The sequence below is a fragment of the Nonomuraea sp. NPDC047529 genome, from assembly GCF_040642995.1.
Classification (GTDB): Bacteria; Actinomycetota; Actinomycetes; order Streptosporangiales; family Streptosporangiaceae; genus Nonomuraea.
This window is the reverse complement of the sequence record NZ_JBEYTJ010000005.1, coordinates 31,057-52,938: the sequence shown is the minus strand read 5'-3', so window position 1 is coordinate 52,938 and position 21,882 is coordinate 31,057. Positions and strand designations below refer to the sequence as shown.

Here is a 21,882-nt window from a genome sequence, read left to right as displayed (position 1 = left end):
GTCCGCGCTGCCGCATCCCGCCGTCCCGGCGACGGCCGCGCCCACCAGCAGGAGACAGGCGAGCGTACGGCCGCGGCCGGTGCGGGACATCGGCGGGCGGGCGCGGAACGGGCGTCGGAGGTCGTCCATGGTCGGCCAACCTACCTGTCCCACGGCTTGATCCCGGACATCTCATCTCGTATCCCCCGATGGGCGGCGTCCACCACCCGGGATGCGTACGCTTCTCACCAACGGCGGCGTGGGCCCGAAGCAGACGGGTAGAAGAGCAGGCACCTGGAGGTGGACGGCATCGACGGCGAAGAGCTTGAGACGAGCTGGCAGGGGCCCCGGTTGCGGGCGGAGACGAGACAGGCGGACGGTTGCCTGGTCATGGAGTTGAGCGGAGACCTCGACTTCACGCAGAAACCCGAGTTCCGGAAATGGGCACTCGGCATCGTGGCCGGCGACGGCGACGGCGACGGTGACAGAGACGGCGACAGAGACGGCGACGGGGGCGGCCGGGCCCCGATACGGATGATCGTGCTCGACCTCGAAGGCGTCGAGTTCTTCGACTCCACCGGGCTGGCCGTCGTCATCGCGCTGTGGAAGCACGCCCACGAGACCGGCGGCGACCTGGCGGTGGCCAGGCCCCCGTCGAACTGCGCCAACATGATGCGCCGTACGGGGATGGCCGAGCACATCGCCATGGGCGACACCGTGCTCGCCGCGACGGCCGGAGCCGCGGTCTTCCGTCGCGCGTCGGGCCGCGAGAGGGGCCTCCCGGCAGCCGGCTGGGTCACGGCGGGCTGAACCCGGCCGAAGGCGGGCTCCGGACGGGTTCCAGAGGCGGGACGGTCCCCGGCGAGGTTCAGTCCTGGGTGAAGGAATGCTGGGTGACGGCGGCCGGGGCGCCGGTGAGGTGCTCGTACGTGCCGCTGACGTCCAGCAGCCGCTCCAGCACCCGCGGGCGCTGCTCCAGATGCAGCCGGGTGCCGGCCGACACGGCGTGCTGGTGGATCATCAGCAGCGCCGACAGCCCGCTGGAGTCGCAGAAGTGCAGGCCGTCGAAGTCGAGGTGCAGGTCGGTCAGGGCGCCGTCGGCGAGCGCGGCGACGGCGGTGGCCAGCAGCTCGCGCGCGGTGTTGTAGTCCAGGTCGCCGTTGACGTGGACGCGCAGCACCCCCGGGTGGGGCGTGTCCTGGGCGAGGGTCAGCGGATCGGGGGCGAAGGCGGTCATGCGATCTTTCCGTGGCCGGGGAGAGGGGGGTCGTCGGTGGGGGAGGACGCGGCGCGTATGGCATCGCGCCCGTGGGCGATCAGGGCCGAGGCGCGCGGGAAGTCCTCCAGCCGGCCGCCCAGCAGGTCGAGGGCCGGTAGCAGCGCACCGGCCGGGACACCGCGAGCGGTCAGGACGCCCGCCGTCCAGGTGAGGAAGCGGCCGAACAGCGCGGGGTCGTCCACGTAGAGCGCGGTGGCCAGGAAGTCGACGATGTGCAGGACGTCCTCGGCGGTGTGCCGGCGCTGCTGCGGCGTGTAGGCCGCCATCGCGGGGACGCGTTCCTCCAGGCCGCCCATGACGTCCCTGACCAGGCGCCGGGCCGACCGGCTGACCAGGGTGTACTCCTGGTCGCCCAGGTGCGGCAGGTCGTCCACGGCCTGGCGGGGGGCGGTGGGGCGGGGCAGCGGGCCGGCGGCGAGCCGGTCGGCGGCGGCGGCGCCGTCCGCGGCCCAGGCGTCGGCGCCGAGGAGGCGGGCGTAGAGGCCGTCCGGTCCGAACGCGGCGCCGCCGGCCATCACCGGCGTGCCGGTCGCCTGGCAGGCGGTGATGGCGGAGTGCGCGCCGGGCAGCCGGGTGGGGATGGAGCTGGACAGCGCCACCACGTCGCAGGCGGTGCGGTGCAGGTGCGTGATGAGGTGCGGCGTCGGGACCTGGGCGCCGAGGTAGTCGACCCGCCAGCCGCGCAGCCGCAGCACCTCGGCCAGGATCCGGGCGGGCATGGCGTGCCACTCGCCGTCGATGCAGGCGACGGCGATGCGCCCGAGGACCGGGCCGTTCGCGGCGGCGGCGCGGGCGGCCGGATGGTGGGCGAGCGCGGCCAGCACCCGCTCGTTGACGGCGGTGGCGGTGTGCTCCTGCGCCACCGTGATGCGATTGGTCTCCCACTCAAGGCCCACCCGGGCCTGTACGGGGGCGACGACCTTCAGCAGCAGGGTTTCCAGAGGGATGTCCTGGTCGAGCGCGGCGAGCGCGGCGTCGGTGGCGGCGTATTCGTCGCCTGCGACAGCGGCGTTCCAGAGTTTTTCGCGCCAGGCGGAGAATCCGTCTGCGTGCGTCATGCGGTGAACCTTCCCCGTCCGTGTCCTCCCACCGCGCTCAGATGTGCTCCGCGCGGCGCCGTGATGGCGATCACGGCCATGTCATCGTGATCGCCACCCCCTACCCACTGGGAGGACAACATCTCCACACGTTCCGTGATCGCCTCGGGCGGCATGCCGCCGCACTGCCGCAACTCCTCCAGCAGCCGTTCGTCGCCGAACATCTCGTCGCCCAGCGGGCCGCCGACGGCCTCGGTGATGCCGTCGGTGTAGAGCAGGCAGGTCTCGCCGGGTTCGAGGACCACGGTGTCGGTGACGCTGGTGACGCGTTCGAGCATGCCGATGAGGGTGCCCTTGGTGCCGGCCACGTCGACGCGCCCGTCGCCGCGTACGACGACGGGCGGCGCGTGCCCGGCGCTGGTGACCCGGACCAGGACGCGGTTGCCGGCACGCCGGATCGAGGCCAGGACGAGCGTGACGAACCGGGAGCGGTCGCTGCTCTTGAGCAGGACGCCGTTGAGCAGTTCGAGCACGCGCTGATGGTCGTCGGCCAGCGGCAGCAGGGCCTGGAGGGTGTGCCGGATCTTGCCGGTGAGCACGGCGGCCTCAAGGCCCTTGCCGGCCACGTCGCCGAGCACCACCAGCGACTCCTGGCCGGGCTCGGCGGGCGGGTGGAGGTCGTAGAAGTCGCCGCCGACGCGGGCGGTGTGCTCGGAGGGCCGGTAGCGGGCGGCGACCTCGACGCCGTGCAGGCTGCCCACGCGGGGCGGCAGGAGCTCGCGCATGAGGGTCTCGGTGATGTCGGCCTGCTCGGCGTACAGGCGGGCGGCGGACATCGCGGCCCCGGCGCGGGCCGCGAACAGCCGCGCGAAGACCTCCTCGCCGTCGGAGAAGCCCGCCTGGCCGTTGCCGCGCAGCAGCACGAGCGCCCCCGCCGGGACGCCGTGGCCGGGCAGGGCGGTCACGACCATCGAGCCGACCTCGCCGAGCCCGTCGCGGGCCAGCCAGCCGGGGGCGGCGGCGGGATCGATCCAGCGGGAGGGCAGGGGCGGATAGCCCTGCAACGCCTCGGCCAGGCCCGGCACGGCCTCGGGGTCGACGGCCAGGTCCTCCCGGACGACGGCGCCGTCCGGGCCGCAGTAGGCGATCGAGTGCCTGCGCCGGTACGGCGGCAGGATGACCAGCGCGGCGTCGGCCAGGTGGCGGGCGGCCAGCCGGGCGGTCACCTCCAGGCAGCGGTCGAGGTTGAGCGAGGACAGCAGCTCGCCGGAGGCCTTGTCGAGGAACGACGTGCGCTCGCGTTCGAGGTGCAGGGCCTGGGTGGCGCGTACGAGGTCGGTGGCGTCGGTGAGCCACCAGGCGGTCACGTCGCCGTCGCGGACCGGACGGGCCTCGAACGTGGACTCCCCGATCAGGCCGCGCACGCCGGCATCGGCGGAGGCATCCGGAGCTCCGGGGGCGTCGTGGGCCCGGGAGAGCCAGGCGGGGGCGCTGTCGGCCAGCGCCGCTCCGGGGACCGCCTCGGGCAGCAGCCGCAGCGCCGCGTCGTTGGCCTGCGCGATGACACCGGCGGCGTCCACCAGCAGGACCGGGTGGGGGGCGCCGCGCCACACGGCCCCGGACTCGTCCTGCCCCAGGCTGCTCGTCAGACCTCTCACGACAACGAGCCCGCCGCGGCGGGCTCTGCCTCCCCAAAGTCATAGGTGCTTATGCACAATCTCCTCTCCACTGTAGCCGAGGCTCGCCCGCCGCCCCAGCCGAGGACCATCCGGCCGAGGGCACTCCACTGGCCGTCTCCAGTGCTTTCCAGCCGTTTCCAAGGGGCCGGTGCCAGGGTGATCTCGTTTCTGGCCGGCAGGACGGGACGCATTCGGTGGACGGGGAGAAGATGGGCGTGGGCGAGACGAGGAAACGGTCGGTTCTGGGCAGGACGGGGGCGACGCTCGTCCTGAGCGCGGTGCTCGGGTGCGCGCCGGGCCCGGCCGACGCGGCTGACGTGAGCATCGCGGCGGCGGCCTACGCCGTACAGGGACGGGTGGTGAACTCGGCCGGGCGGCCGGTCGAGGGCGCGAAGGTCGTGGTGAAGGACCGGCGCTACTACAACAGCGACATCGTGCTGCTCAGCGACCGTAACGGCCTCTACCGGACGCGACTGCCGCACGAACCGTCGTCCTGGGTGGTCAGCGCCTCGGTGACGCGGCAGTTCAACGGCAGGCAGTACACCTTCGACCTTGAGCCCACCTCGACCGCCTCCGTCCGGGCGAGCGCCGGCGGCGTACGGAACTTCACCTGGCGCGTCACCGGCAGGCGGCCGGGCACCGACGGCCGCTACTACGGCGGCCTGGTCGCCACGAACCTCTGGTTCGACAACCTCCCGGAGAACGTCGACCAGGAGAACGTACGGCTGACGATGACCCCGGTAGGCCCGCTGATCGACGGCAGCAAGGGCAGGGTCGTCTCCGGTCGCGAACCGGTCTACACCGACAGCGGCTGGGCGGTGGTGGACGTGCCCCTGGGGCGGTACCGGATCACCGCGACCTACCGCTCGGCCGGCAGCGGCAAGGTCTACCCGCTCCAGGTGAAGCTGACCGGCAGCTCCTCCTTCGGCTCGCAGGTCACCGCCGACTTCGAGCAGAGCGGGACCAACCAGCGGATCAGGCTGGAGGTCAGGTTTGCCTGAACCCGCCGTGCCGCGGACGACCTCGACGGACATGGACGACCCCGGCGAGAGTCTGCGCGGGCGGGTGGCCGCCGGCCTCCTCGTCCTGGCGGTGGTCGTGGTGGCGGCTGCCCTGGTGGGCGGGCTCGGGCACTACGTGGTGCTCGACCGGCCGGTCCTGCTGGGGACCGTGGCGGCGAGCCTGGTCATCGTCTCGGGGGCGCTGGCCTTCGGGGCCGGTCCGCGCGGGCCCGCCGTGGCGCTCGTGATGATCTGGGCGACGGTCGGACTGGTCGGTCTGGTGAGCGTCGTGCGGGTGCATTCCACGATCCCCGGCCCGGACGGCAGCGGGCTGGAGGTGCGGGTCCTGTACGACGACTGGATCGTCCCCGACTGGACGCTCGTGGTCCGCAGGAAGGACGGCCCGCTGACCCGCGAATGGCCCCTGGTGGAGCGCTTCACCACCGAATACGACGACGGCCTGCCCAGGGTGACCTGGCTCGATCCCGCACACGTCCGCCTGGACGACCGGCCCGGGGACGACCGTGGACTGTGGGGCGGGCAGACGATCACCCTGGACCCTCGTTCCGGACGGCCCCTTGCGCCGGGCCGGCTCGGAGGCGGCTGAGAGGCGAAGGGGCAGACGGGACGGGCGGCGTACCGGTATAATGATCATGCATCCCGGCGGGCAGGCGCCCCCGGGATCTTGCCTTTCATGCCCTCCCCACATCGTGCGCTTCTCGCCGCCGCCGTTCCGCTCTACCTGTCCATGAGTGCCGGCGTCGTCGCCCAGCTCGTCGGCACCGCCCTACTCGGACGCCAGGCCACCGTGCAACTGGCGGCGTTCGCCCTCGTCAACGCGGTGCTCACCCCGGTCACGGCCGCGGTGTCGGGCGGGCTGCGGGGGATGGCGCCGTTCGTCGCCGCCTGCCGGGACCGTCCGGGCGAGGCGCTGGCCGTCCTGAAGGACGCGCGCCGGCTCACCCTCGGACTCGGCGCGGCCGGCGCGGGCGTCATGCTCGGGGTCCCGGTGATCGCGCGGATCGGCGGGGCGCCCGGCGAGGTGACGGCCGAGTTCGGCGCGTTGCCGCCGCTGATGGCGGCCCAGGTGCTGCTGTACGCCGCAGGCAGCGGCGCCGGCGGCATGCTGGTCGCGCTGGGACGCAGCCGGCTGGTGCTCAGGTCCGGCCTGTCGAGCACGGCTGCGAACATCGTGCTGCATCTCGTCCTGGTGCCGCGGATGGGGGTTCAGGGCAGCGGTGTCGCGCTGCTGGCGTCCACCGCTGTGGCCGTCGCCGTGTCCAACGCGCTCCTGCTGCGCCTGCCCGAGCTGCGCGGACGGTCGCCGTGGCCGGGACGCCCCCGTCCCCGGGAGATCCTGCGGATGGCCAGGGTGGGCCTGCCGATGTCGGCCACGCTCGTCGTCAAGTTCGCGGTCCTGGGCGGGGTGACCTACGCCGCCGCGCGGACGGGGGCCCAGGGGGCGGCGGCCCACGCCGTCCTGCTGTCGCTGCACGGCTTGCTCGGACTGGCCGCCGTCGCGGTCGCGCAGGCCGCGACGCCGGAGATCGCCCGGGCCGTCCTCCCCGGCGAGGCCCGTCGGCTGAACCGGGCGGCCCTGACGATCGGCGCCGCCGGCGTGCTGGCGGGCGGGCTCGTGCTGGTCCTCCTGGGGGAGGCGGTGCTCGGGCTGTTCACCTCGGACGCCGCCGTGCTCGCCGTCGCCGTCGGCCTGGTGCCGTTGTCGGTGGTCCACGCCCTGGCCGACCACTGCGCGATCGTGATGTCCGCCGGTCTGACGGCGCTCCGGCGGTCGTCCTGGACGCTGGGATCGGCCGTGCTCGGCAACGGCGTGCTCGCTGCCGTGGCGGGCCCGGCGGCGCAGGCGTGGGGGCTGAACGGCCTGTGGCTGGCGCTGATCGCCGGCTCCCTGATCGCCGCCACGACACAGACGGCCGGTTTCCTGCGGTTCAGCGCACGTTGATCGGAGGCCCGGCAGCCGCGGTCGGGCTGCCGGGCCGTCGTCAGGAGCGGTTGTCCGAGCTCAGGACGCTGGACAGGAACGCCCTGGTCCGCTCGTGCCCCGGGTTGGCCAGCAGTTCGGCCGGCGGGCCGCTCTCCACCACGACCCCGTCGGCGAAGAAGGCCAGCCGGTCGCCGACCTCCCTGGCGAAGGCGATCTCGTGGGTGACCACGACCATCGTCATGCCGTCGGCGGCCAAGCCGCGCATGACCTCCAGCACCTCGTCCACCAGCTCGGGGTCCAGCGCGGACGTGGGCTCGTCGAACAGCATCAGCTCCGGGCTCATCGCCAGGGCCCTGGCGATGGCGACCCGCTGCTGCTGGCCGCCGGAGAGCTGGTGGGGCCGCTTGTGGGCGTGCGCGGCCAGGCCGACGCGGTCCAGGTGTTCCATGGCGGTCACCCGGGCCCGATCCGCCGGGACGCCGAGCACGTGGACGGGGGCGCAGGCCACGTTCTCCAGCGCGCTCTGGTGGGCGAACAGGTTGAACCGCTGGAACACCATGCCGATCCGCTGGCGGAAGACGGCGAACTCCTTGGGCGTCCACGGCCGGTAGCGTCCCTCGCGCAGACTGTGACCGACCTCCTCGTCGAGCACCCGCAGGCTGCCGCCGAGCACCTGCTCCAGCCCGTTGACGCAGCGCAGGAAGGTCGACTTGCCCGATCCCGACGGCCCGATCACGCAGCTCACCTCGCCGGGCGCGACGGTGAAGTCCACGCCGTTGAGCACCTGCGTGTCGCCGTAGCCCATGCGCACGCCCGTGGCGTGCACGACGGGCTTCACGCCGCCGCCTTGGGCAGGATCCGGGCCGCCAGCCCGCCGCCGCGGACCAGCCGTACGGCCTCGGAGCCGAACCGGCGTTCCAGCCGGCCCTGGAGGAAGGTCGCCACGGCGGTCATGAGCATGTACCACAGGCTCGCCACGATGAGCAGCTCCATGATCAGGTTGTTGGCCTTGTAGATCTGGCTGGCGTTGGTCATCAGGTCGTGCCCGGCCACCACGTAGACCAGGGACGTGGTCTTCAGCATGGAGATGAACTCGTTGCCGGTGGGCGGGATGATGATGCGCAGCGCCTGCGGCAGCACGATCACGCGCATCCGCTTGGCCGGCGTCATGCCCAGCGCGTACGCGGCCTCGGTCTGGCCGTGGTCGACGGCCTGGATCCCGGCCCGTACGGTCTCGGCGAAGTACGCCGCCAGGTTCAGCCCGAGCCCCAGCATGGCCGAGGTGAAACCGGTCATCACCAGGTTGGTGTCCCACTTGACGCCGATCATGGTGAACGGCACCTTGAGCACCAGCTCGGGGAACAGGAAGGCCAGGTTGTACCAGAAGATGAGCTGCACCAGCACCGGCGTGCCGCGGAAGAACCAGATGTAGAGCGTGGCCAGCCCGCTGAGCACCGGGTTGTGCGACAGCCGCATGATCGCCACCACGACGCCGAGCACCAGCCCCAGCACGGTCGCCAGCACCGAGATCTCGATGGTGACCCAGATCCCGGCGAGGATGCGGTCGTTGAACAGGTACTCGGCGACCTTGCCCCAGTCGAGGCGCGGGTTCACCACGACCAGGTAGACCAGCCAGCCGGCGATCGCCGTCACGACGGCCGCGGCCGCCAGGCGTCCCCAGTGCCGCGTCCTGGCGACCGGGATGTGCTCCCCGGACGGCCCGGTGAAGGGTTCCGTGCGCATGGTCACTTACCGCCGTTGACGACAGCGGACTGGACGGCCAGCTTGTCCAGGTTCCACGCCTTCAGCAGGTTCGCGTACTCGCCGCCGGCGATGAGGGAGTCCAGGGCGCCCTTCACCGACTCGACGAGCTCCTTGTCGTCCGGCTTCATGCCGATGCCCCACGGGCTCTCGGTGCCCTCCAGGGCCATCGCCTCGACGTCCAGCTTGGGGTCGGCGGCCTTGCTGGCGGCCACGACGTAGTCGGTGATGGTGGCCTGGGCCCGGCCGCCGGTGACCTGGATCAGGGCCTCCTGGTCGCCGGGGAACTTCAGGATGTCGACGGCCGGCTTGCCGTCCTTCTTGCAGTCGGCGTCGTACTGCTCGGCCAGCTCCATGGACGAGCCGTTGTCGACGACGGAGACCGTCTTGCCGCACACGTCGGCCGGGCCGTTGATCTTGGCCGGGTTGCCCTTCTTGACCAGCAGACCGGCGCCGGCCTGCACGTAGTCCACGAACGTGACCTGCTTCTGCCGCTCCGGCGTGTCGCTCATCGAGGAGATGACGAAGTCGTAGCGGCCGGTGAGCACGCCGGGGATCTGGGAGTTGAACTCCTCGTCGGAGATGGTCACCTTGGCGCCGAGCTTCCTGGCGATGGCCCTGGCCAGCGCCGGGTCGAAGCCGATCGCCGTCTTGCCGTCGCTCGCGTACACCTCCATGGGCGGGTAGCCGACGGACGTGACGACCTTCAGCCCCTGCGTCTTCAGGCGGGCGGGCGCCTTGGCGGCCAGGTCCTTGTCCGGGGTGATGGCGTTGATCACGTCGGCCGCCTTCTCCTCGGTGGGGGCCTGGTCGAGCGTGACCGCCGCCGTGCCGCCGTCCGCGGGGGCGGCGGCGCCGCCGCTGTCCAGGGACTGGGCGCCGCAGGCGGTGGTGGCGGCCAGCAGCGCGCCGGCGGCGAGGGCGGAGATGGTGCGGATGTTCACGAGGGGGTGCTCCTTCAGGATCGCTGCCAGCGGACTTCGCCGCCGACGACGGTGGTGAGGACCTGGGTGCGCAGCACCGCCTCCGGCGGTTCCAGGTACGGGTCGGTGTCCACGGCGATGAAGTCGGCGAGCATGCCGGGCGCGAGCACGCCCTTGCGGTCCTGCTCGCCGGCCGCGTACGCGGCGCCGAGGGTGTGTGCGGTGATCGCCTCGGCCATGCTCAGCCGCTGTTCCGGCTGCCAGCCGCCGGCGGGCGTGCCGTCCTGCCTGGTACGGGTGACCGCGGCGTAGAGGGCGGCCCACGGGTCGGGGCTCTCCACCGGCGCGTCGGAGCCGAAGGCCAGCGCGACCCCGGCGTTGAGCATGCCTCGCCAGGCGTAGGAGGCCAGGTCGTGGCCGGCGAGCAGCGAGTCCACCAGGGCGATGTCGGTGGTGCAGTGAACCGGCTGCATCGAGGCGACGACGCCCAGCCTGGCCATCCTGGTCAGGTCCTGGGGGCGCAGGTGCTGGGCGTGCTCGATGCGGTGCCGCAGGCCGGCGGTGGTCCCGATCGCCTCGTAGGCGTCGAGGACCAGCCGGTTGGCGCGGTCGCCGATGGCGTGCGTGGCGACCGCGATGCCGGCCGCCGCCGCCTTGCTGAAGATCCGTACGAGGTCCTCGTACGGGGTGACCGCGATGCCGGTGTTGTCGTGCTCACCGGCGAACGCCTCGTGCATGTGGCAGGTGTGCGAGCCCAGCGCGCCGTCGCTGAACACCTTGACCGGGCCGGTGCGGACCCAGTCGTCGCCCTGGCCGGTACGGCGTCCCTCGGCGATGGCGGCGTCCAGGGCGACCGTGGGGATCGCCTTGTGCACGCGGATCTTCAGCTCGCCGGAGTCGCGCAGCTCCAGGTAGGCGGCCCGGCAGTCCTCGCCGTCGATGTCGTGCACGCTGGTCAGCCCGAACGACAGCAGCTCCTCCTGGCCGGCGCGCAGCAGGTCGCGCAGGTCGCCGGAGACCATGAGGGCGCGCAGCGGATAGGAGGCGGACTCGCGGAGGATGCCGGTGGGCTCCCCGTACTCGTCCCGGACGATCTCGCCGCCGACCGGGTCGGGGGTGGAGGCGTCGATCCCGGCCATCCGCAGCGCGGCGGAGTTGGCCCAGACGGTGTGGCCGTCGACGTTGGGCAGCGCCACGGGCAGGTCGGGGCAGACCGAGTCGAGGGCCTTGCGGTCGGGCTGGACGGGCGGGTTCCAGATGTTGCTGTTCCACCGGCCGCCGAACAGCCACGCGCCCGGCCGCAGGGTCGCCGCGTGCTCGGCCACCTTGGCCAGGGCCTCGTCCAGGGAGCGCACGTCGCGCAGGTCGACCGCGCCGAGGCTCTGGGCGTACTGGGCCGTGTGGATGTGGGCGTCGTACAGGCCGGGCAGGACGGCGGCGCCTTCGAGGTCCACCAGCTCGGCTCCCGAGCCCGCCGCCGCACGCACGTCTGCCTCGTTCCCGACGGCGACGATCAGCTCGCCGTCCACGGCCATGGCCTGGGCGGCGGGGGCGCCGTTGGTGCCGGTGCGAATGGTGGCGTTGCGGTATACGCGCATGTCATGGATCTCTCAGGGGTTTCGGGTGGGGTGGTGCGGCTCACTGTAGAAGTGGCAGAAAGAAGTAGGAAGCGATATAAACACGACATTTAGCAGCGCTGAGGGCAAGGAACGCTTATGCTCAAGCCAGAACATCTGCGCACACTGGGTGAGGTAGTGCGTCTGGGGTCGTTCGCGGCCGCGGCGAATCGTCTCGGATACACCTCTTCGGCCGTCTCCCAGCAGATGGCCGCGCTGGAACGCGAGACCGGCGTACGGCTGTTCGACCGCTTCGCGCACAGCGTGCTGCCGACCAGCGCGGCGGAGGTGCTGGCCAGGCAGGCCGAGACGGTGCTCGCCGACATCGAGCGCATGGTGGCCACCGTCCAGGCGGTGCACCGCAACAGCGAGCCGCAGATCCGTCTCGGGCTGTTCCCCAGCTTCACCGACGTGCTGGCCGGGGTCCTGCGGGAGATGGAACCGGAGGACCGGGCCGGGATCCGGCTGTCGGTCGCCGAGTCGTCCCAGCTCATCGCCCGCCTGGGCAGCGGCGGCGAGATGGACGCCGCCGTGGTCTACCAGGTGGGCAACACCGGGCTGTCGTGGCCGTCGGTGCTGAACAGGCGATGGATCGCCGAGGACCGGTACAAGCTCGTCCTGCCCAGGCTCTGGCCGGACCTGTCGCCGTACCGGGCCGAGCAGCTCGTCGACCTGCCGTGGATCATGCACCATCCGGCCAGCAGCGACGCCACGCTCTTCGAGGCCCTGTTCGCCCACTGGTCCCTGCACCCGCGCGTGGTCTGCCACTCCGACGACTTCAAGATCACTCTGTCGCTGATCGGCGCGGGCGTGGGCGCGGCCCTCATCCCCGACCTCGCACTGCGCGGCCACGGCGAGGACGTCGTGGTGGTCGACGTGCCATGGCTCAACATCAGCCGCAGCATCTTCACGCTGGTCCATCCCGACCGGGAGACCGCCCGCCTCCAGTGGCTCCTGGACGCGCTGACCGTCTGACCCGCCTCTCGACGCGGCCAGGGCCGATCTGCCAGCATGTGCCGGATCACCCCCGGGCCGCGACCACCTGGCGTCGCCGTGCCCGCGCAAGGTTAAGGAGATCTTCCACCGTGGAACGCGAGGCGGCGATCGCCCAGTCCGCCGAGGCAATCCGCCTCCACAGCGGGCACGACATCCTCATCGAGGCCGGTCCTGAGCCCGTGCTCGACCGGCTCGGGCGCGACGTCCGTCCCACGCCGGGCGGGCCGCTGCGGAACTGGACGTACGTGGTCAAGGACATGATCGACGTGGCCGGCCTGCCCACCACCCGAGGCTCCGCCCTGTACGGCGCCGAACCGGCCCTGGCCGACGCCCGCTGCGTCGAACTGCTGGACGAGGCCGGCGCGCTGCTGGTCGGCAAGGCCAACCAGCACGAGTTCGCCTGGGGCGTGACCAGCGAGAACCCGCACTGGGGAGACGTGCGCAACCCGCGCCACCCGCACCTGACCCCCGGCGGTTCGAGCGGCGGCACCGCCGCGGCGCTCGCGGCCGGGATCGCCCGGTTCGGGCTCGGCACCGACACCGGCGGCTCGGTGCGCATGCCCGCGGCCTGCTGCGGCGTGGTGGGTCTGCGCCCGCGCTCGGGGGCCGTGCCCGCCGCCGGGGTGGCGCCGCTCGCGCCGGCCTTCGACGTGGTCGGCCCGATGACCACCTCGGTCGCCGACTGCGCCCGGGTCTGGCAGGCGCTGACCGGCGAGGTCGTCCAGCCGCCCGACTCGCTGGCCGGGCTGGTCGTGGGCGTCGCCGAGGGCTGCGGGCAGGCCGGGGACTTCGCCGAGCTGGGTGCGCGGCTGCGCGAGGTGGCCCTGCCCGCCGAGGTGCTGGAACCGTACTGGACGATCGTGAGCGCGCAGGCGCGCCGGACGCACGAGGGCACCTTCCCCGAGTGCGCCGCCCGCTACAGCCCCGGGGTACGCGCGAAGCTGGCGGCCGCCGGCGGCATCGGCCACGAGGAGCACCGGCGGGCCGTCGAGCGGCTGGCGGCGCTGCGGGCCGCGTTCGCGGCGGACACGGCCGGGATCGACCTGCTGGTCATGCCGACGCTCGGCGCCCCCGCGCCCCGGGTCGGCTGCGACGAGGCACGCGTACGCGGCGAGGTCGGCCGGATCACCGCCACGGTGTCGGCGCTCGGCCTGCCCGCCCTGGCCGTCGGCGACCTGCAGCTCGTCGCCACGAGCGAGGCCGCCGTGCTGCGCGCGGGCATGTGCAGGGAGTCCCACGGCGGGACGGTCCCCGAGCCCCGCTGATCACGCGGCCCCCGGAAGGCTCCACGGGTCCACCGGGACGACCTCGGCGCACCGGCCGTACGGGTCGAGCAGCCGCCCGTACAGCTTCGACTGGCGCAGCACGATCTGCCGGTCGGCCACGTTCACGTGCGGGAAGCGCTCCTCCAGCCGCACCACCAGCGGATGCAGGTCGGCCACGCCGTGCAGGCCCACCGTGAGCAGCATGTTGCGCGGCCCGGCCAGCGCCGCGCACGTACGCGTCTCCGGCCAGCCGAGCAGCGCGCGGCCGGTCTCCTCCAGCAGCGCGTCGGGCATCCGCAGCCACAGCAGCGCGGCCGAGTGCCAGCCCGCGTGCGAACGCGCCAGGTCGCAGCGGAAGTCGAGGTCGCCCGTGGCCACCAGCCTGGTCAGCCGGCGCTGCACCGTGCGCTCGGACGTGCCCACCGCCCTGGCCAGCTCGGCGTAGGGCGCCCGGCCGTCGGCGAGCAGGGCGGTGAACAGCCGCCGGTCGATCTCGTCCATCTCCTTGGCCGACTCCGGCGCGGCCGGCCGCCTGGCCAGCGCGGCGGCGGCGCGCGGCGGCAGCACCCGCAGCCGCCACCGGCACGACGCCTCGAACACCCGCGTGGCGACGTGCGTGCGGACCTTGGCCACGCCCGGCACCCGGGGCAGCGCCGTGAGCACGTGATCGGCCAGGGCCGGCAGCGACGGGGCCACCGCGATCACGAACAGGTCGTGCCCGGCGGCCACGTGCTGCACGGTGATCAGGTGGCGCTCGCGCGCCAGCGCCGCCGCGACGTCGGCCGCCGCGCCCGCCGCGCAGTCGATCTCCAGGAACGCCATGCTCAGCGCGTGCATCTGGCGTGGGCCGAGGGCGGCCGAGGTCCAGGCCTCGCCGGTGCTCGTGAGCCGCTGCCAGCGCCGGGCCGCCGTCACCGGGTCGGCGCCGACGGCCGCCCCCACCTCCACCCAGCTCGCCCGCGGGCTGATCTGCAGCGCGTCGATGAGCTCAAGGTCGGACTCGGCCAGCAACGACGGCGGCTCGGCGCCGGAATCCTGCACTGATCCTCCCTTGATGTCTGATTACTGCGTTCCAGAGGTCGGCACACCCTATACCGCGATCCTGGGCCCGACCGCCGTCGGAGGAAGCCACAGGAAAGGGAGGCCCCACGGATGACCGCGCTCGGCCGGGCCAGGATGGTCGGCGTGCTGGGCGGCATGGGCCCCGCCGCCACCGTCGACTTCTACGGCAAGCTCGTGGAGGAGACCGCCGCGACCGGCGCCACCGGCGACCAGGAGCACGTGCCGGTCGTCATCTGGGGCGATCCCCGCGTCCCCGACCGGTCGACGAGCCTGCTCGGGCACGGTGAGGACCCGACCCCGCAACTGCGGCACGGCATCGGGGCGCTGAGCCGGGCCGGGTGCGAGGTGCTGGCCGTGCCGTGCAACACCGCGCACGCGTTCGTGCCGCGCCTGGCCGAGGAGGCCGGGCTGGAGCTGGTCAGCATCGTCGAGGTCACCGCCGCCGCCCTCGCCGCCGACGGCGTCCGCGCCGCCGGGCTGCTGGCCACCACCGGCACGCTCCGCGCCGACCTGTACGGCCCCGCGCTGCGCCGGCACGGCGTCACCCCGGTCGAGCCGGACGAGCCCGGCCAGCGCGAGGTCATGGACGCCATCGCCGCCGTCAAGGGTGGCCGCGCCGGCCGCGAGCACGCCGAGGCGCTGGCGGCGCAGGCCCGCTCGATGGCCGCCCGCGGCGCGGAGCGCGTGGTGGCCGCGTGCACCGAGGTGGTGCTCGCCCTGGACCCGGCCACGGTCCCCGTCCCCGTCATGGACCCGGCCCGTCTGCTGGCCCGCGAAGTCGTCCGCGTGGCGCTGGCCCGGGGGGCCTGACACCGGTCACTCCTGCCTCTCAAGTCACATCCAAGTCGCCTTCAAACCCCGGATGGTGGGCTTGGCACATGAGCTGAGGACGTGTTCGCGCGTCCGCGAGCCGGGGGGCTCGCAGCTCACTGTGAAAGGAGGTAACGACCATGAGCAAGAAGATCGTGAGTCTGGACGATCTGGGTGACGAACTGGCGGTGATCGAGGAGGTCGATCTCGGCCTCGTCGCGGGTGGCATGCGTCCTCAGCGCTGCTACGGCACCAACGGCAACCCGCCCACCGACTGGGTCTCCGACTACTGATAGAGACGATTCGCGGCCGCGTGGGAGGGGCTTGCCCTCCTCCCACGCGGCTGGGGGGACACGTGCTACTGATTCTGAGCGAGCCCGGCGACGCGACCGTGGACCTCGTCCTGCCCAAACTGAAGGCCCGGGGCGCGGACGTCCTGTGGTGGGACCCGGGCGAGTACCCGTCCGCCGCCCGGCTCACCGTCCGGTTCGGCGCGGACGGGGAAGAGCTGGTCCTGACCAGGGACGGGCAGGTCTTCGACCTCTCCACGACGACGGCCGTCTGGACCCGGCGTCCCGGACGCCCGCGCGCCGCCGCCGACGTCACCGCCGACGACCTCCGCGAGCGGGGGGCGGAGCTGTCGGAGTGGTTCACGGACGGCTTCTGGGACCTGCTGGACGCGCGCTGGCTGCCGGCCCGCCGGCCGGTGCTGCGCAGGGCGCACAACAAGCTGGTCCACCTGGCCCTGGCCAGGCGGCTGGGGTTCGACGTGCCGCGGACCGTGGTCACCAACGACCCGTCCGAGCTGGTGCCCGCCTACGAGAACGCGGGCGGGCGGCTGATCGCCAAGGCGATGGAGCACACCAATTTCGCGATCGACGGCGGCGCGCACGCCGTCTACACGACCGTCGTGAACCGGCGGTCGCTCGGCGGCCGGGGGCGCATGGTCCACGAACCGGTCATCCTGCAGCCGTACGTGCCCAAGGCGGTGGAGCTGCGGGCCACCGTGGTCGGACGGCAGGTGTTCACCGCCGAGATCGCCTCCCAGGACTCGCCGCGCACCCGCGACGACTGGCGTCACTACGACTTCGCCCGCGCCCGCCACAGCGTGCACCGGCTGCCCGGCGACGTCGCCCGCCGCTGCGTGGACCTGGTCGCCGCGCTGGGTGTGTCGTTCGGGGCGATCGACCTCATCCTCACCCCCGACGGCCAGTACGTCTTCCTGGAGATCAACCCCAACGGCCAGTGGGCCTGGATCGAAGACCTGACCGGCCTGCCCATCAGCGACGCCATCGCCGACTGGCTCACGGCCGGAGAAACGGACGCGCAATGACTCAGCTCTCCCTCGGCCCGGCCCTCGAAAGCGGCGTGAACCTGCTGCGCGGGCTGGCCCGCCGGCGTTCTGCCGTGGAGGAGGCCCGCCGCACCGCCGCCGCCTGGGCCCAGGCGCACCCGCGGCTCGGCGCCCAGCTCGTGACCAGCCCGCGTCCCGGCTCGCCGGTCGTCGACTACGACCTGCTGATCGACCACCCGTCGGGCGGCACCATCATGCTCGCCGTGCAGGCCGAGGACGGCACGTCCTGGCTGGTGGACCATTCGACCCATTGGGCCGCCGGTTACGTGCTGACCGTGGACGGGACGCACGTGTCGGCGTCCGAGGCGATGCTCATGCTGCGTTCGCTGACGCGTCCCGGGCTGTCGCCGCAGGAGGAACTGGTCCGGTTCTGCGTGCTGCGGAACGCCGCCGAACAGGAGGACGTCGGCCTGGAGGAGGTCCAGGCGGCCGCGGACGGGTTCCGCAGGCGGCGCGGCCTGCTCGGGCACGACGCGATGCTGGAGTGGCTGGACCGGATGGGCATGACCGCCGAGGCGTTCCACGAGCACATGACCATGACCGCCAAGGACCAGCGGTTCCGCGGCCGGATGCGGGCCGAGCTGGCTCCCGCGTACCTGGACCGCCATCGTGACCGGTTCGCCCAGGTACGGGCGGCCTGGGTGCTGTCGGACGCCCCGGTCGAGGCCGCCGAGCTCGACGGTTCCCTGGCCGGACGGTGGGACCTGCGGCTGACCAGGACCCGGACGTGGGCGGGCGAGCTGCCCGAACCGCTGCGGGACGTGCCGGCCGGTGGCGCCGCCGGTCCGGTCCCCTTCGAGGAGGGCTTCCTGACCGGCCAGGTCCTCGAACGACAGGAGGCCGTCGCGGACGCGGCCACCCTGAAGGCCGCCGGCGAGGCCGCCTTCGACGAATGGGTGACCGACGCCGCCCGGGAGGCGCACATCACCTGGCACTGGCTCTGACGCGTCCGGCGCTCGTCTTGGCAGGGTTCGTCCGGTTGGTGTGATTCATCGGGACGTGTCGGTGCCTTCCGATACTGTGCCGCACGTGCGGCGGATGATCACATCTCGGGGTTTATGGTGGGCGCTTTCGGCGGCGGCCGTGGCGGTGACCGCGGCGGTGGCGGCGATCGTGCTCGTCCGCCGCTCCCGAACACCGGAACCGCCGCCGCCGGCGAACCGGCCGGACTCCGCCCGGCCGGTCCCCGAACAGCCGGGCTCTGGGCAGCCGGGCTCTGAGGGGCCGGGCACTGAGCGGCCGGGTTCGTCGCGGCCTGGCTCTGAGACGGGCGCCGGGAGCGCGCCGTCGCCGTGGCCGCCCGCCCCCATCCTCGGGACGCCGACGAAGGCGGACGTCGAGCGCTACGCCACCAGATCGGCCACCTTCTTCGACAACCCCGCCCTCGCCGCCTTCTTCGCCGACAGGACGCCCCTCGACGGCGCCACCCGGCGACGCCTGAACCGGTGGGCCATGGTGGGCCTGGCGATCGCCGTGCTGGCCGGGGCCGCGCAGGCCCTGGAGTCGGCGGTGTTCTCCAAGGGAGGAGACCCCGCGACCGAGGTCGAGAATGTGCCCTGCGCCCCGGCCTACGCGAACGCCGGCGTCCGCTGCGTGACGGACCTCGACCTGGCGGTGGAAAGCGGTTCGGAGCCGGACACCTGGTGGGACCAGGCCGCCGAGCCGGCGCCCGCCGACCAGCAGCCCGCCGAACCCCAGGAACCGCCTTCCGTCCAGGAGTTCGACGCCGACTGCCGTCCACGGCCGGCCGAGCCACACGTACGCGAGATCGACCCCAAGGTGACCCGCGCGGTCGACCGGCAGTGGCGGCGGATCGAGAAGTGGCTCAAGGTCAACGCCCCCAAGAGCTACCGCACGCTCGGCGCCCCGGGAAAGGCCACGACCATCGCGGTCGCCGAGGCGCAGACGGGCCTGTCGTTCCCTGACGACCTGCGGGCCTCGCTGCTGCGCCACAACGGTTCCGCCATCACCGAGGGCACCTGGCCCTTCGGCTTCCTGGGCAACCGGAACGAGAGCATCCGGGAGATCCGCGACCACTGGCGCGTCCTGTGCGGGATCGACGCCACCGACGACGCGGACGACCCCCGCGACGAATGGTGGGACGGACGCATGATCCCCATCGCCTCCGACGGCTCGGGCGACAGCCTCGTGATCGACTCCGTACGCCGTGACGTCGGCGAGACCGACCAGGAGGGCAGCATGAGCTTCACCCCCGGTGGCATCCGCATCCGCTCGTACCACGCCCTGCTGAAGGCGACCGCCGACGCCCTGGAGACCGGCGGAACGATCGGCTACACGAAGCCGAAGGCGGTCGCCGGCCAACTGGAGTGGGACGTCCCCTGACCCGCCCGCCGCACCCGTCGACAGCGCCGTGCCCGGGTGTCAGGATGCGAGGATGATCGCCCCCCAGGCCGTCGCACCCTCCGCGCAGAGCGTGGCCAGAAGGCTGGTCCTGGCCGGCGCGGCGGGGATCGTCCTCACCGTCGCCCTCGTCGCGTGGGCCATCCTGATGCCGAACCTCATCCCCTCGGTGGAGGCGCGCTACTGCGGCGAGTACACCGGCTGCATCGGCTACCTCTTCCTGACCTGGGAGTACGGCCGGTGGGTCGCGCTGGTCGCCGCCTGGCCGCTGCTCCACCTGCTCCGCGTACGCCGGACACGAAGGCCCCGTCAGCCCGTCGTCCGCACCATGGCCGTCGCGGTCGCCGTGGCGACGGTCCTGCCGTCGGGGGCGAGGAGCTCGCCGGCGAGGAAGCACACGTCCTTGCCGCGCCTGACCACGCGCCCCCGCCCGACGAGCCGCCCGGGCCGTGCGGGACGCAGGAACTGCACCTGCAGGTCGAGGGTCAGCGCGAACTGATCCTCCGGCAGCGTCGCCACCAGCGCGGGCCCCATCGTGTCGTCGAGCATCGCGGCCAGGAAGCCGCCCTGCACCACGCCGACCGGGTTGGCGAACCGCTCGCCCGCCTGGAACGCCACCTCGATCGTGCCCGCCTCCGGATCGACCTCGACGAGCTCCCAGCCGAGCAGCGCCGCCGCGGGCGGCGGCGGAACCTTGCCCGCCAGCATGTCCCAGAACATCCCACGCCTGCCCGCGTCCGTCGTCATGCCTTCCATTGAACAGCCCGCCACCGACAGACCGGCGGCCATGGAGTGATGAGGCAGGAAATCAGATGCCGAGGGCGGTGAGGAAGTCGGCGACCGGGCCCAGCGTGATCAGGCCGCTGCCTGCTCCGGCCAGCTCCGCCGCGGCGGGGGTGAGGGCCTCGCGGGCGCGGGCCGCCGTCCGCCGGTCGCCGACCGCGACCGCGGCCCGCGCGACCAGGCACCACATGGCCTCGAACAGCAGGTCCCGGGGCGGCTCCGGGACCAGGCCGACCGCCTCGGCAGCCTGGGCGCCCCGCCCCTCGTCCAGCAGGACGAGCGGCCGCACCCACGGCTCGTACGGCCCCCACTCCACGGGTTCCCCGCCGAGGACGGGCAGGCCGTGCCGCACCCGTACGGACAGCAGCGCCAGCGGCAGCAGCCCCTGCCGCAATCCCGGCATCCCGACGTCGTCCAGCCGCGCGGCGGCCACCCGGTAGGCCGCCTCCTCCTCGGCCGCGGGAACCCGCCCGGAGGCCGCCCCCCGCAACACCCGGTACCACTCGGTGAACACGCTGACCAGCGGCAGCTCGTTCCGTTCCGCCAGCCGGTCGGCGGCGTCCGCGTGCCGGTCGGCGGTCGCGAAGTCGCCGAGCGCCCCGCGCGCCTGGACGCGGACGAGATGCCCCAGCACCTCGAACGTGACCAGCCCGTGCCGCGACGACAAGGCGACCAGCTCGGCCCCGATCCCGTCCCGGTAGGGGGCCAGCCCCGCCCGCTCGAACGCCTGCATGAACACCCCGTTGAGCGCGAACGCCAGCAGCGCCGGGTCGTCCAGGCGGCGGGCGATCCGCTCGGCCTCGGCGGCGGCCCGCCGTCCCCGGGCCGAACGGGTGCCGCGCGACTCGACGGCGATCGTGGCCAGCAGCCGCGCCCGGGCCGCCTCGGAGGCGCCGGGCGGCAGGGCGTCCAGAGCGCGTTCGGCCGCGGCGACGACCTGGGACGCCTGCTCGGGGTCGTCCGACCGGGTCCAGACTGCCGGCACGTCGTAGGCGCCGATCACCCGGGCCGTCAGCTCCGGATCGCCCAGCTCCTCGGCCGCCTCGATGGCCGCCGTACGATGCCCGCGCGCCGCCTCCAGGCCGCCGCCCCCGGTCACCGCGAGGTTGCGCAGCAGGCCGACCGTCGACTCCAGCCGCGCCCGGGCCCCGGCCCCCACCGTGCGGTCGTACGCTTCGGCCGCCTGCGCCCACACCCGGGCCGTGGCGTCGGCGGGGGCCGCGAGCCCGCGGTCCTGGTGCAGGATGTCCGACTCCAGGCGGCGCAGCCGGGGGCCGGGGTCCACGCCGAGCTGCTCGACGAGGAGCGTCCGCGCCCGGCGCAGCACGGCCAGCGCGTCCCCCTGACGCCCGGTGCGGTAGAGGGCGAGGGCGAGCAGCCGCCAGGCATCCTCGCGCCAGGGGTGCTCGGCGACGTGCGAGTCCAGGTCGGGGACGGCCTCCGCGGCCCGGCCCAGCGCCAGTTGCGCCTCGGCCCGGCGTTCGACGGCGTGCAGCCGCAGCTCGGTCAGGCGGGCACGTTCGGCGCGCGCCCAGTCCTCGTCGGCGAACTCGGCGTAGGCGGGGCCGCGCCACCAGCCGAGCGCCTCCTCCAGCCGGGCCGGTTCCGGCGGGCCGCCGGTCACGGCCTGCTCGAAGCGCCAGGCGTCCACGGCGTCGGGGGCGGCGCGCAGGGCGTACCCGGGGCCCTCGGTGACCAGCAGCCGGGCGGGGGCGCGCGGCGGGCGTCCGGGTTCGAGCGCCCGGCGCAGGGCGGCCACGAACGTGCGCACCGCGCCCACCGCGTCCGGCGGCGGATCGTCCCACAGGTCCTCGACCAGCCGCGTCACCGGGACGACGCGGCGCCGGGCGACGATCAGGCGGGCCAGCACGGCGCGATGCCGCGGCCCCTTCAGCGGGATCGGCTCGCCCTCGTCGTCCCAGGCCACCACGGGCCCCAGCACCCCGAACACGCCCCCCATCCTTTCTGCTCACCGGATGCTCATCCGCCCCCGGCACGCTGGGAACCGACCCGGTCACCCACGAAGGAGGG

The 21,882-nt window shown here is 73.5% G+C and carries 21 protein-coding genes; 11 read left to right on the top strand and 10 right to left on the bottom strand.

Annotated features, from left to right (window positions below; translation table 11 throughout):
* Positions 1-279: 279 nt before the first annotated feature.
* Entirely contained in the window at positions 280-789 is a 510-nt protein-coding gene (locus ABZ815_RS10405; protein WP_357696179.1) for an STAS domain-containing protein, read from the top strand.
* 58 nt (positions 790-847) lie between these two features.
* On the opposite strand, the gene ABZ815_RS10400 is transcribed toward ABZ815_RS10405, so the two are convergent.
* From ABZ815_RS10400 to ABZ815_RS10390, 3 genes are read right to left on the bottom strand one after another with little or no spacing between them, the layout of a single operon-like run.
* Positions 848-1,216 carry an STAS domain-containing protein gene (locus tag ABZ815_RS10400; RefSeq protein ID WP_357696177.1) on the bottom strand — a complete coding sequence of 123 codons (369 nt, stop codon included), beginning with the start codon at positions 1,214-1,216 and terminating at the stop codon, positions 848-850.
* Positions 1,213-2,316 carry a cobalamin B12-binding domain-containing protein gene (locus ABZ815_RS10395; RefSeq protein WP_357696175.1) on the bottom strand — a complete coding sequence of 368 codons (1,104 nt, stop codon included), beginning with the start codon at positions 2,314-2,316 and terminating at the stop codon, positions 1,213-1,215. The genes ABZ815_RS10400 and ABZ815_RS10395 overlap by 4 nt, the downstream gene beginning before the upstream one ends.
* Positions 2,313-3,953: a PP2C family protein-serine/threonine phosphatase gene (locus tag ABZ815_RS10390; RefSeq protein ID WP_357696174.1), complete on the bottom strand. Its 1,641-nt coding sequence runs from the start codon at positions 3,951-3,953 to the stop codon at positions 2,313-2,315. The genes ABZ815_RS10395 and ABZ815_RS10390 overlap by 4 nt, the downstream gene beginning before the upstream one ends.
* 236 nt (positions 3,954-4,189) lie before the next feature.
* Between ABZ815_RS10390 and ABZ815_RS10385 the strand changes: the two genes are divergently transcribed.
* The 3 genes from ABZ815_RS10385 to ABZ815_RS10375 all read left to right on the top strand — a co-directional run bounded on the left by ABZ815_RS10385 (position 4,190) and on the right by ABZ815_RS10375 (position 6,938).
* Positions 4,190-4,975: a hypothetical protein gene (locus ABZ815_RS10385; protein ID WP_357696172.1), complete on the top strand. Its 786-nt coding sequence runs from the start codon at positions 4,190-4,192 to the stop codon at positions 4,973-4,975.
* Positions 4,968-5,582: a hypothetical protein gene (locus ABZ815_RS10380; protein WP_357696170.1), complete on the top strand. Its 615-nt coding sequence runs from the start codon at positions 4,968-4,970 to the stop codon at positions 5,580-5,582. The genes ABZ815_RS10385 and ABZ815_RS10380 overlap by 8 nt, the downstream gene beginning before the upstream one ends.
* Before the next feature lie 87 nt (positions 5,583-5,669).
* On the top strand, positions 5,670-6,938 hold the full coding sequence (locus tag ABZ815_RS10375; RefSeq protein ID WP_357696169.1) for a hypothetical protein: 1,269 nt from the start codon (positions 5,670-5,672) through the stop codon (positions 6,936-6,938).
* Positions 6,939-6,978: 40 nt separating this feature from the next.
* Here ABZ815_RS10375 and ABZ815_RS10370 read toward each other — a convergent pair whose 3' ends face one another.
* The 4 genes from ABZ815_RS10370 to ABZ815_RS10355 are packed head-to-tail and all read right to left on the bottom strand — an operon-like array spanning position 6,979 to position 11,202.
* On the bottom strand, positions 6,979-7,725 hold the full coding sequence (locus tag ABZ815_RS10370; protein ID WP_357696658.1) for an amino acid ABC transporter ATP-binding protein: 747 nt from the start codon (positions 7,723-7,725) through the stop codon (positions 6,979-6,981).
* 29 nt (positions 7,726-7,754) lie between these two features.
* Positions 7,755-8,663, bottom strand: a complete 909-nt coding sequence (locus ABZ815_RS10365) for an amino acid ABC transporter permease (protein ID WP_357696168.1) — start codon at positions 8,661-8,663, stop codon at positions 7,755-7,757.
* Positions 8,664-8,665: 2 nt separating this feature from the next.
* Positions 8,666-9,625, bottom strand: coding sequence for an ABC transporter substrate-binding protein (locus ABZ815_RS10360; RefSeq protein WP_357696166.1), 960 nt, complete (start codon positions 9,623-9,625; stop codon positions 8,666-8,668).
* A 14-nt stretch (positions 9,626-9,639) separates the two neighbouring features.
* Positions 9,640-11,202, bottom strand: coding sequence for an amidohydrolase (locus ABZ815_RS10355; protein ID WP_357696164.1), 1,563 nt, complete (start codon positions 11,200-11,202; stop codon positions 9,640-9,642).
* Positions 11,203-11,319: 117 nt separating this feature from the next.
* Here ABZ815_RS10355 and ABZ815_RS10350 point away from each other — a divergent pair, with 117 nt between their 5' ends.
* A complete protein-coding gene (locus ABZ815_RS10350; protein WP_357696162.1) occupies positions 11,320-12,195 on the top strand; it encodes a LysR family transcriptional regulator in 876 nt (291 codons plus the stop codon).
* A 110-nt stretch (positions 12,196-12,305) separates the two neighbouring features.
* A complete protein-coding gene (locus ABZ815_RS10345; protein WP_357696160.1) occupies positions 12,306-13,481 on the top strand; it encodes an amidase in 1,176 nt (391 codons plus the stop codon).
* On the opposite strand, the gene ABZ815_RS10340 is transcribed toward ABZ815_RS10345, so the two are convergent.
* The gene (locus tag ABZ815_RS10340; RefSeq protein ID WP_357696158.1) at positions 13,482-14,522 is read right to left on the bottom strand and encodes an AsnC family transcriptional regulator; all 1,041 of its coding nucleotides are present in this window, start codon (positions 14,520-14,522) and stop codon (positions 13,482-13,484) included.
* A gap of 111 nt (positions 14,523-14,633) precedes the next feature.
* Here ABZ815_RS10340 and ABZ815_RS10335 point away from each other — a divergent pair, with 111 nt between their 5' ends.
* The 5 genes from ABZ815_RS10335 to ABZ815_RS10315 all read left to right on the top strand — a co-directional run bounded on the left by ABZ815_RS10335 (position 14,634) and on the right by ABZ815_RS10315 (position 19,050).
* Complete coding sequence (locus tag ABZ815_RS10335) at positions 14,634-15,353, top strand: amino acid racemase (RefSeq protein WP_357696156.1); 720 nt, start codon at positions 14,634-14,636, stop codon at positions 15,351-15,353.
* 140 nt (positions 15,354-15,493) lie between these two features.
* Positions 15,494-15,646 (top strand): hypothetical protein, encoded by a 153-nt coding sequence (locus ABZ815_RS10330; protein ID WP_357696154.1) that lies wholly within the window; start codon positions 15,494-15,496, stop codon positions 15,644-15,646.
* A gap of 62 nt (positions 15,647-15,708) precedes the next feature.
* Positions 15,709-16,686, top strand: a complete 978-nt coding sequence (locus ABZ815_RS10325; protein WP_357696153.1) for an MvdC/MvdD family ATP grasp protein — start codon at positions 15,709-15,711, stop codon at positions 16,684-16,686.
* Complete coding sequence (locus ABZ815_RS10320) at positions 16,683-17,651, top strand: TIGR04500 family putative peptide maturation system protein (protein ID WP_357696151.1); 969 nt, start codon at positions 16,683-16,685, stop codon at positions 17,649-17,651. Before ABZ815_RS10325 ends, ABZ815_RS10320 begins: the two co-directional genes overlap by 4 nt.
* A 94-nt stretch (positions 17,652-17,745) precedes the next feature.
* Complete coding sequence (locus ABZ815_RS10315) at positions 17,746-19,050, top strand: SMI1/KNR4 family protein (RefSeq protein WP_357696149.1); 1,305 nt, start codon at positions 17,746-17,748, stop codon at positions 19,048-19,050.
* A 327-nt stretch (positions 19,051-19,377) separates the two neighbouring features.
* Here ABZ815_RS10315 and ABZ815_RS10310 read toward each other — a convergent pair whose 3' ends face one another.
* Positions 19,378-19,815, bottom strand: a complete 438-nt coding sequence (locus tag ABZ815_RS10310) for a PaaI family thioesterase (RefSeq protein WP_357696147.1) — start codon at positions 19,813-19,815, stop codon at positions 19,378-19,380.
* Positions 19,816-19,876: 61 nt separating this feature from the next.
* Positions 19,877-21,811, bottom strand: coding sequence for a BTAD domain-containing putative transcriptional regulator (locus tag ABZ815_RS10305; protein ID WP_357696145.1), 1,935 nt, complete (start codon positions 21,809-21,811; stop codon positions 19,877-19,879).
* Between the last annotated feature and the right edge of the window lie 71 nt (positions 21,812-21,882).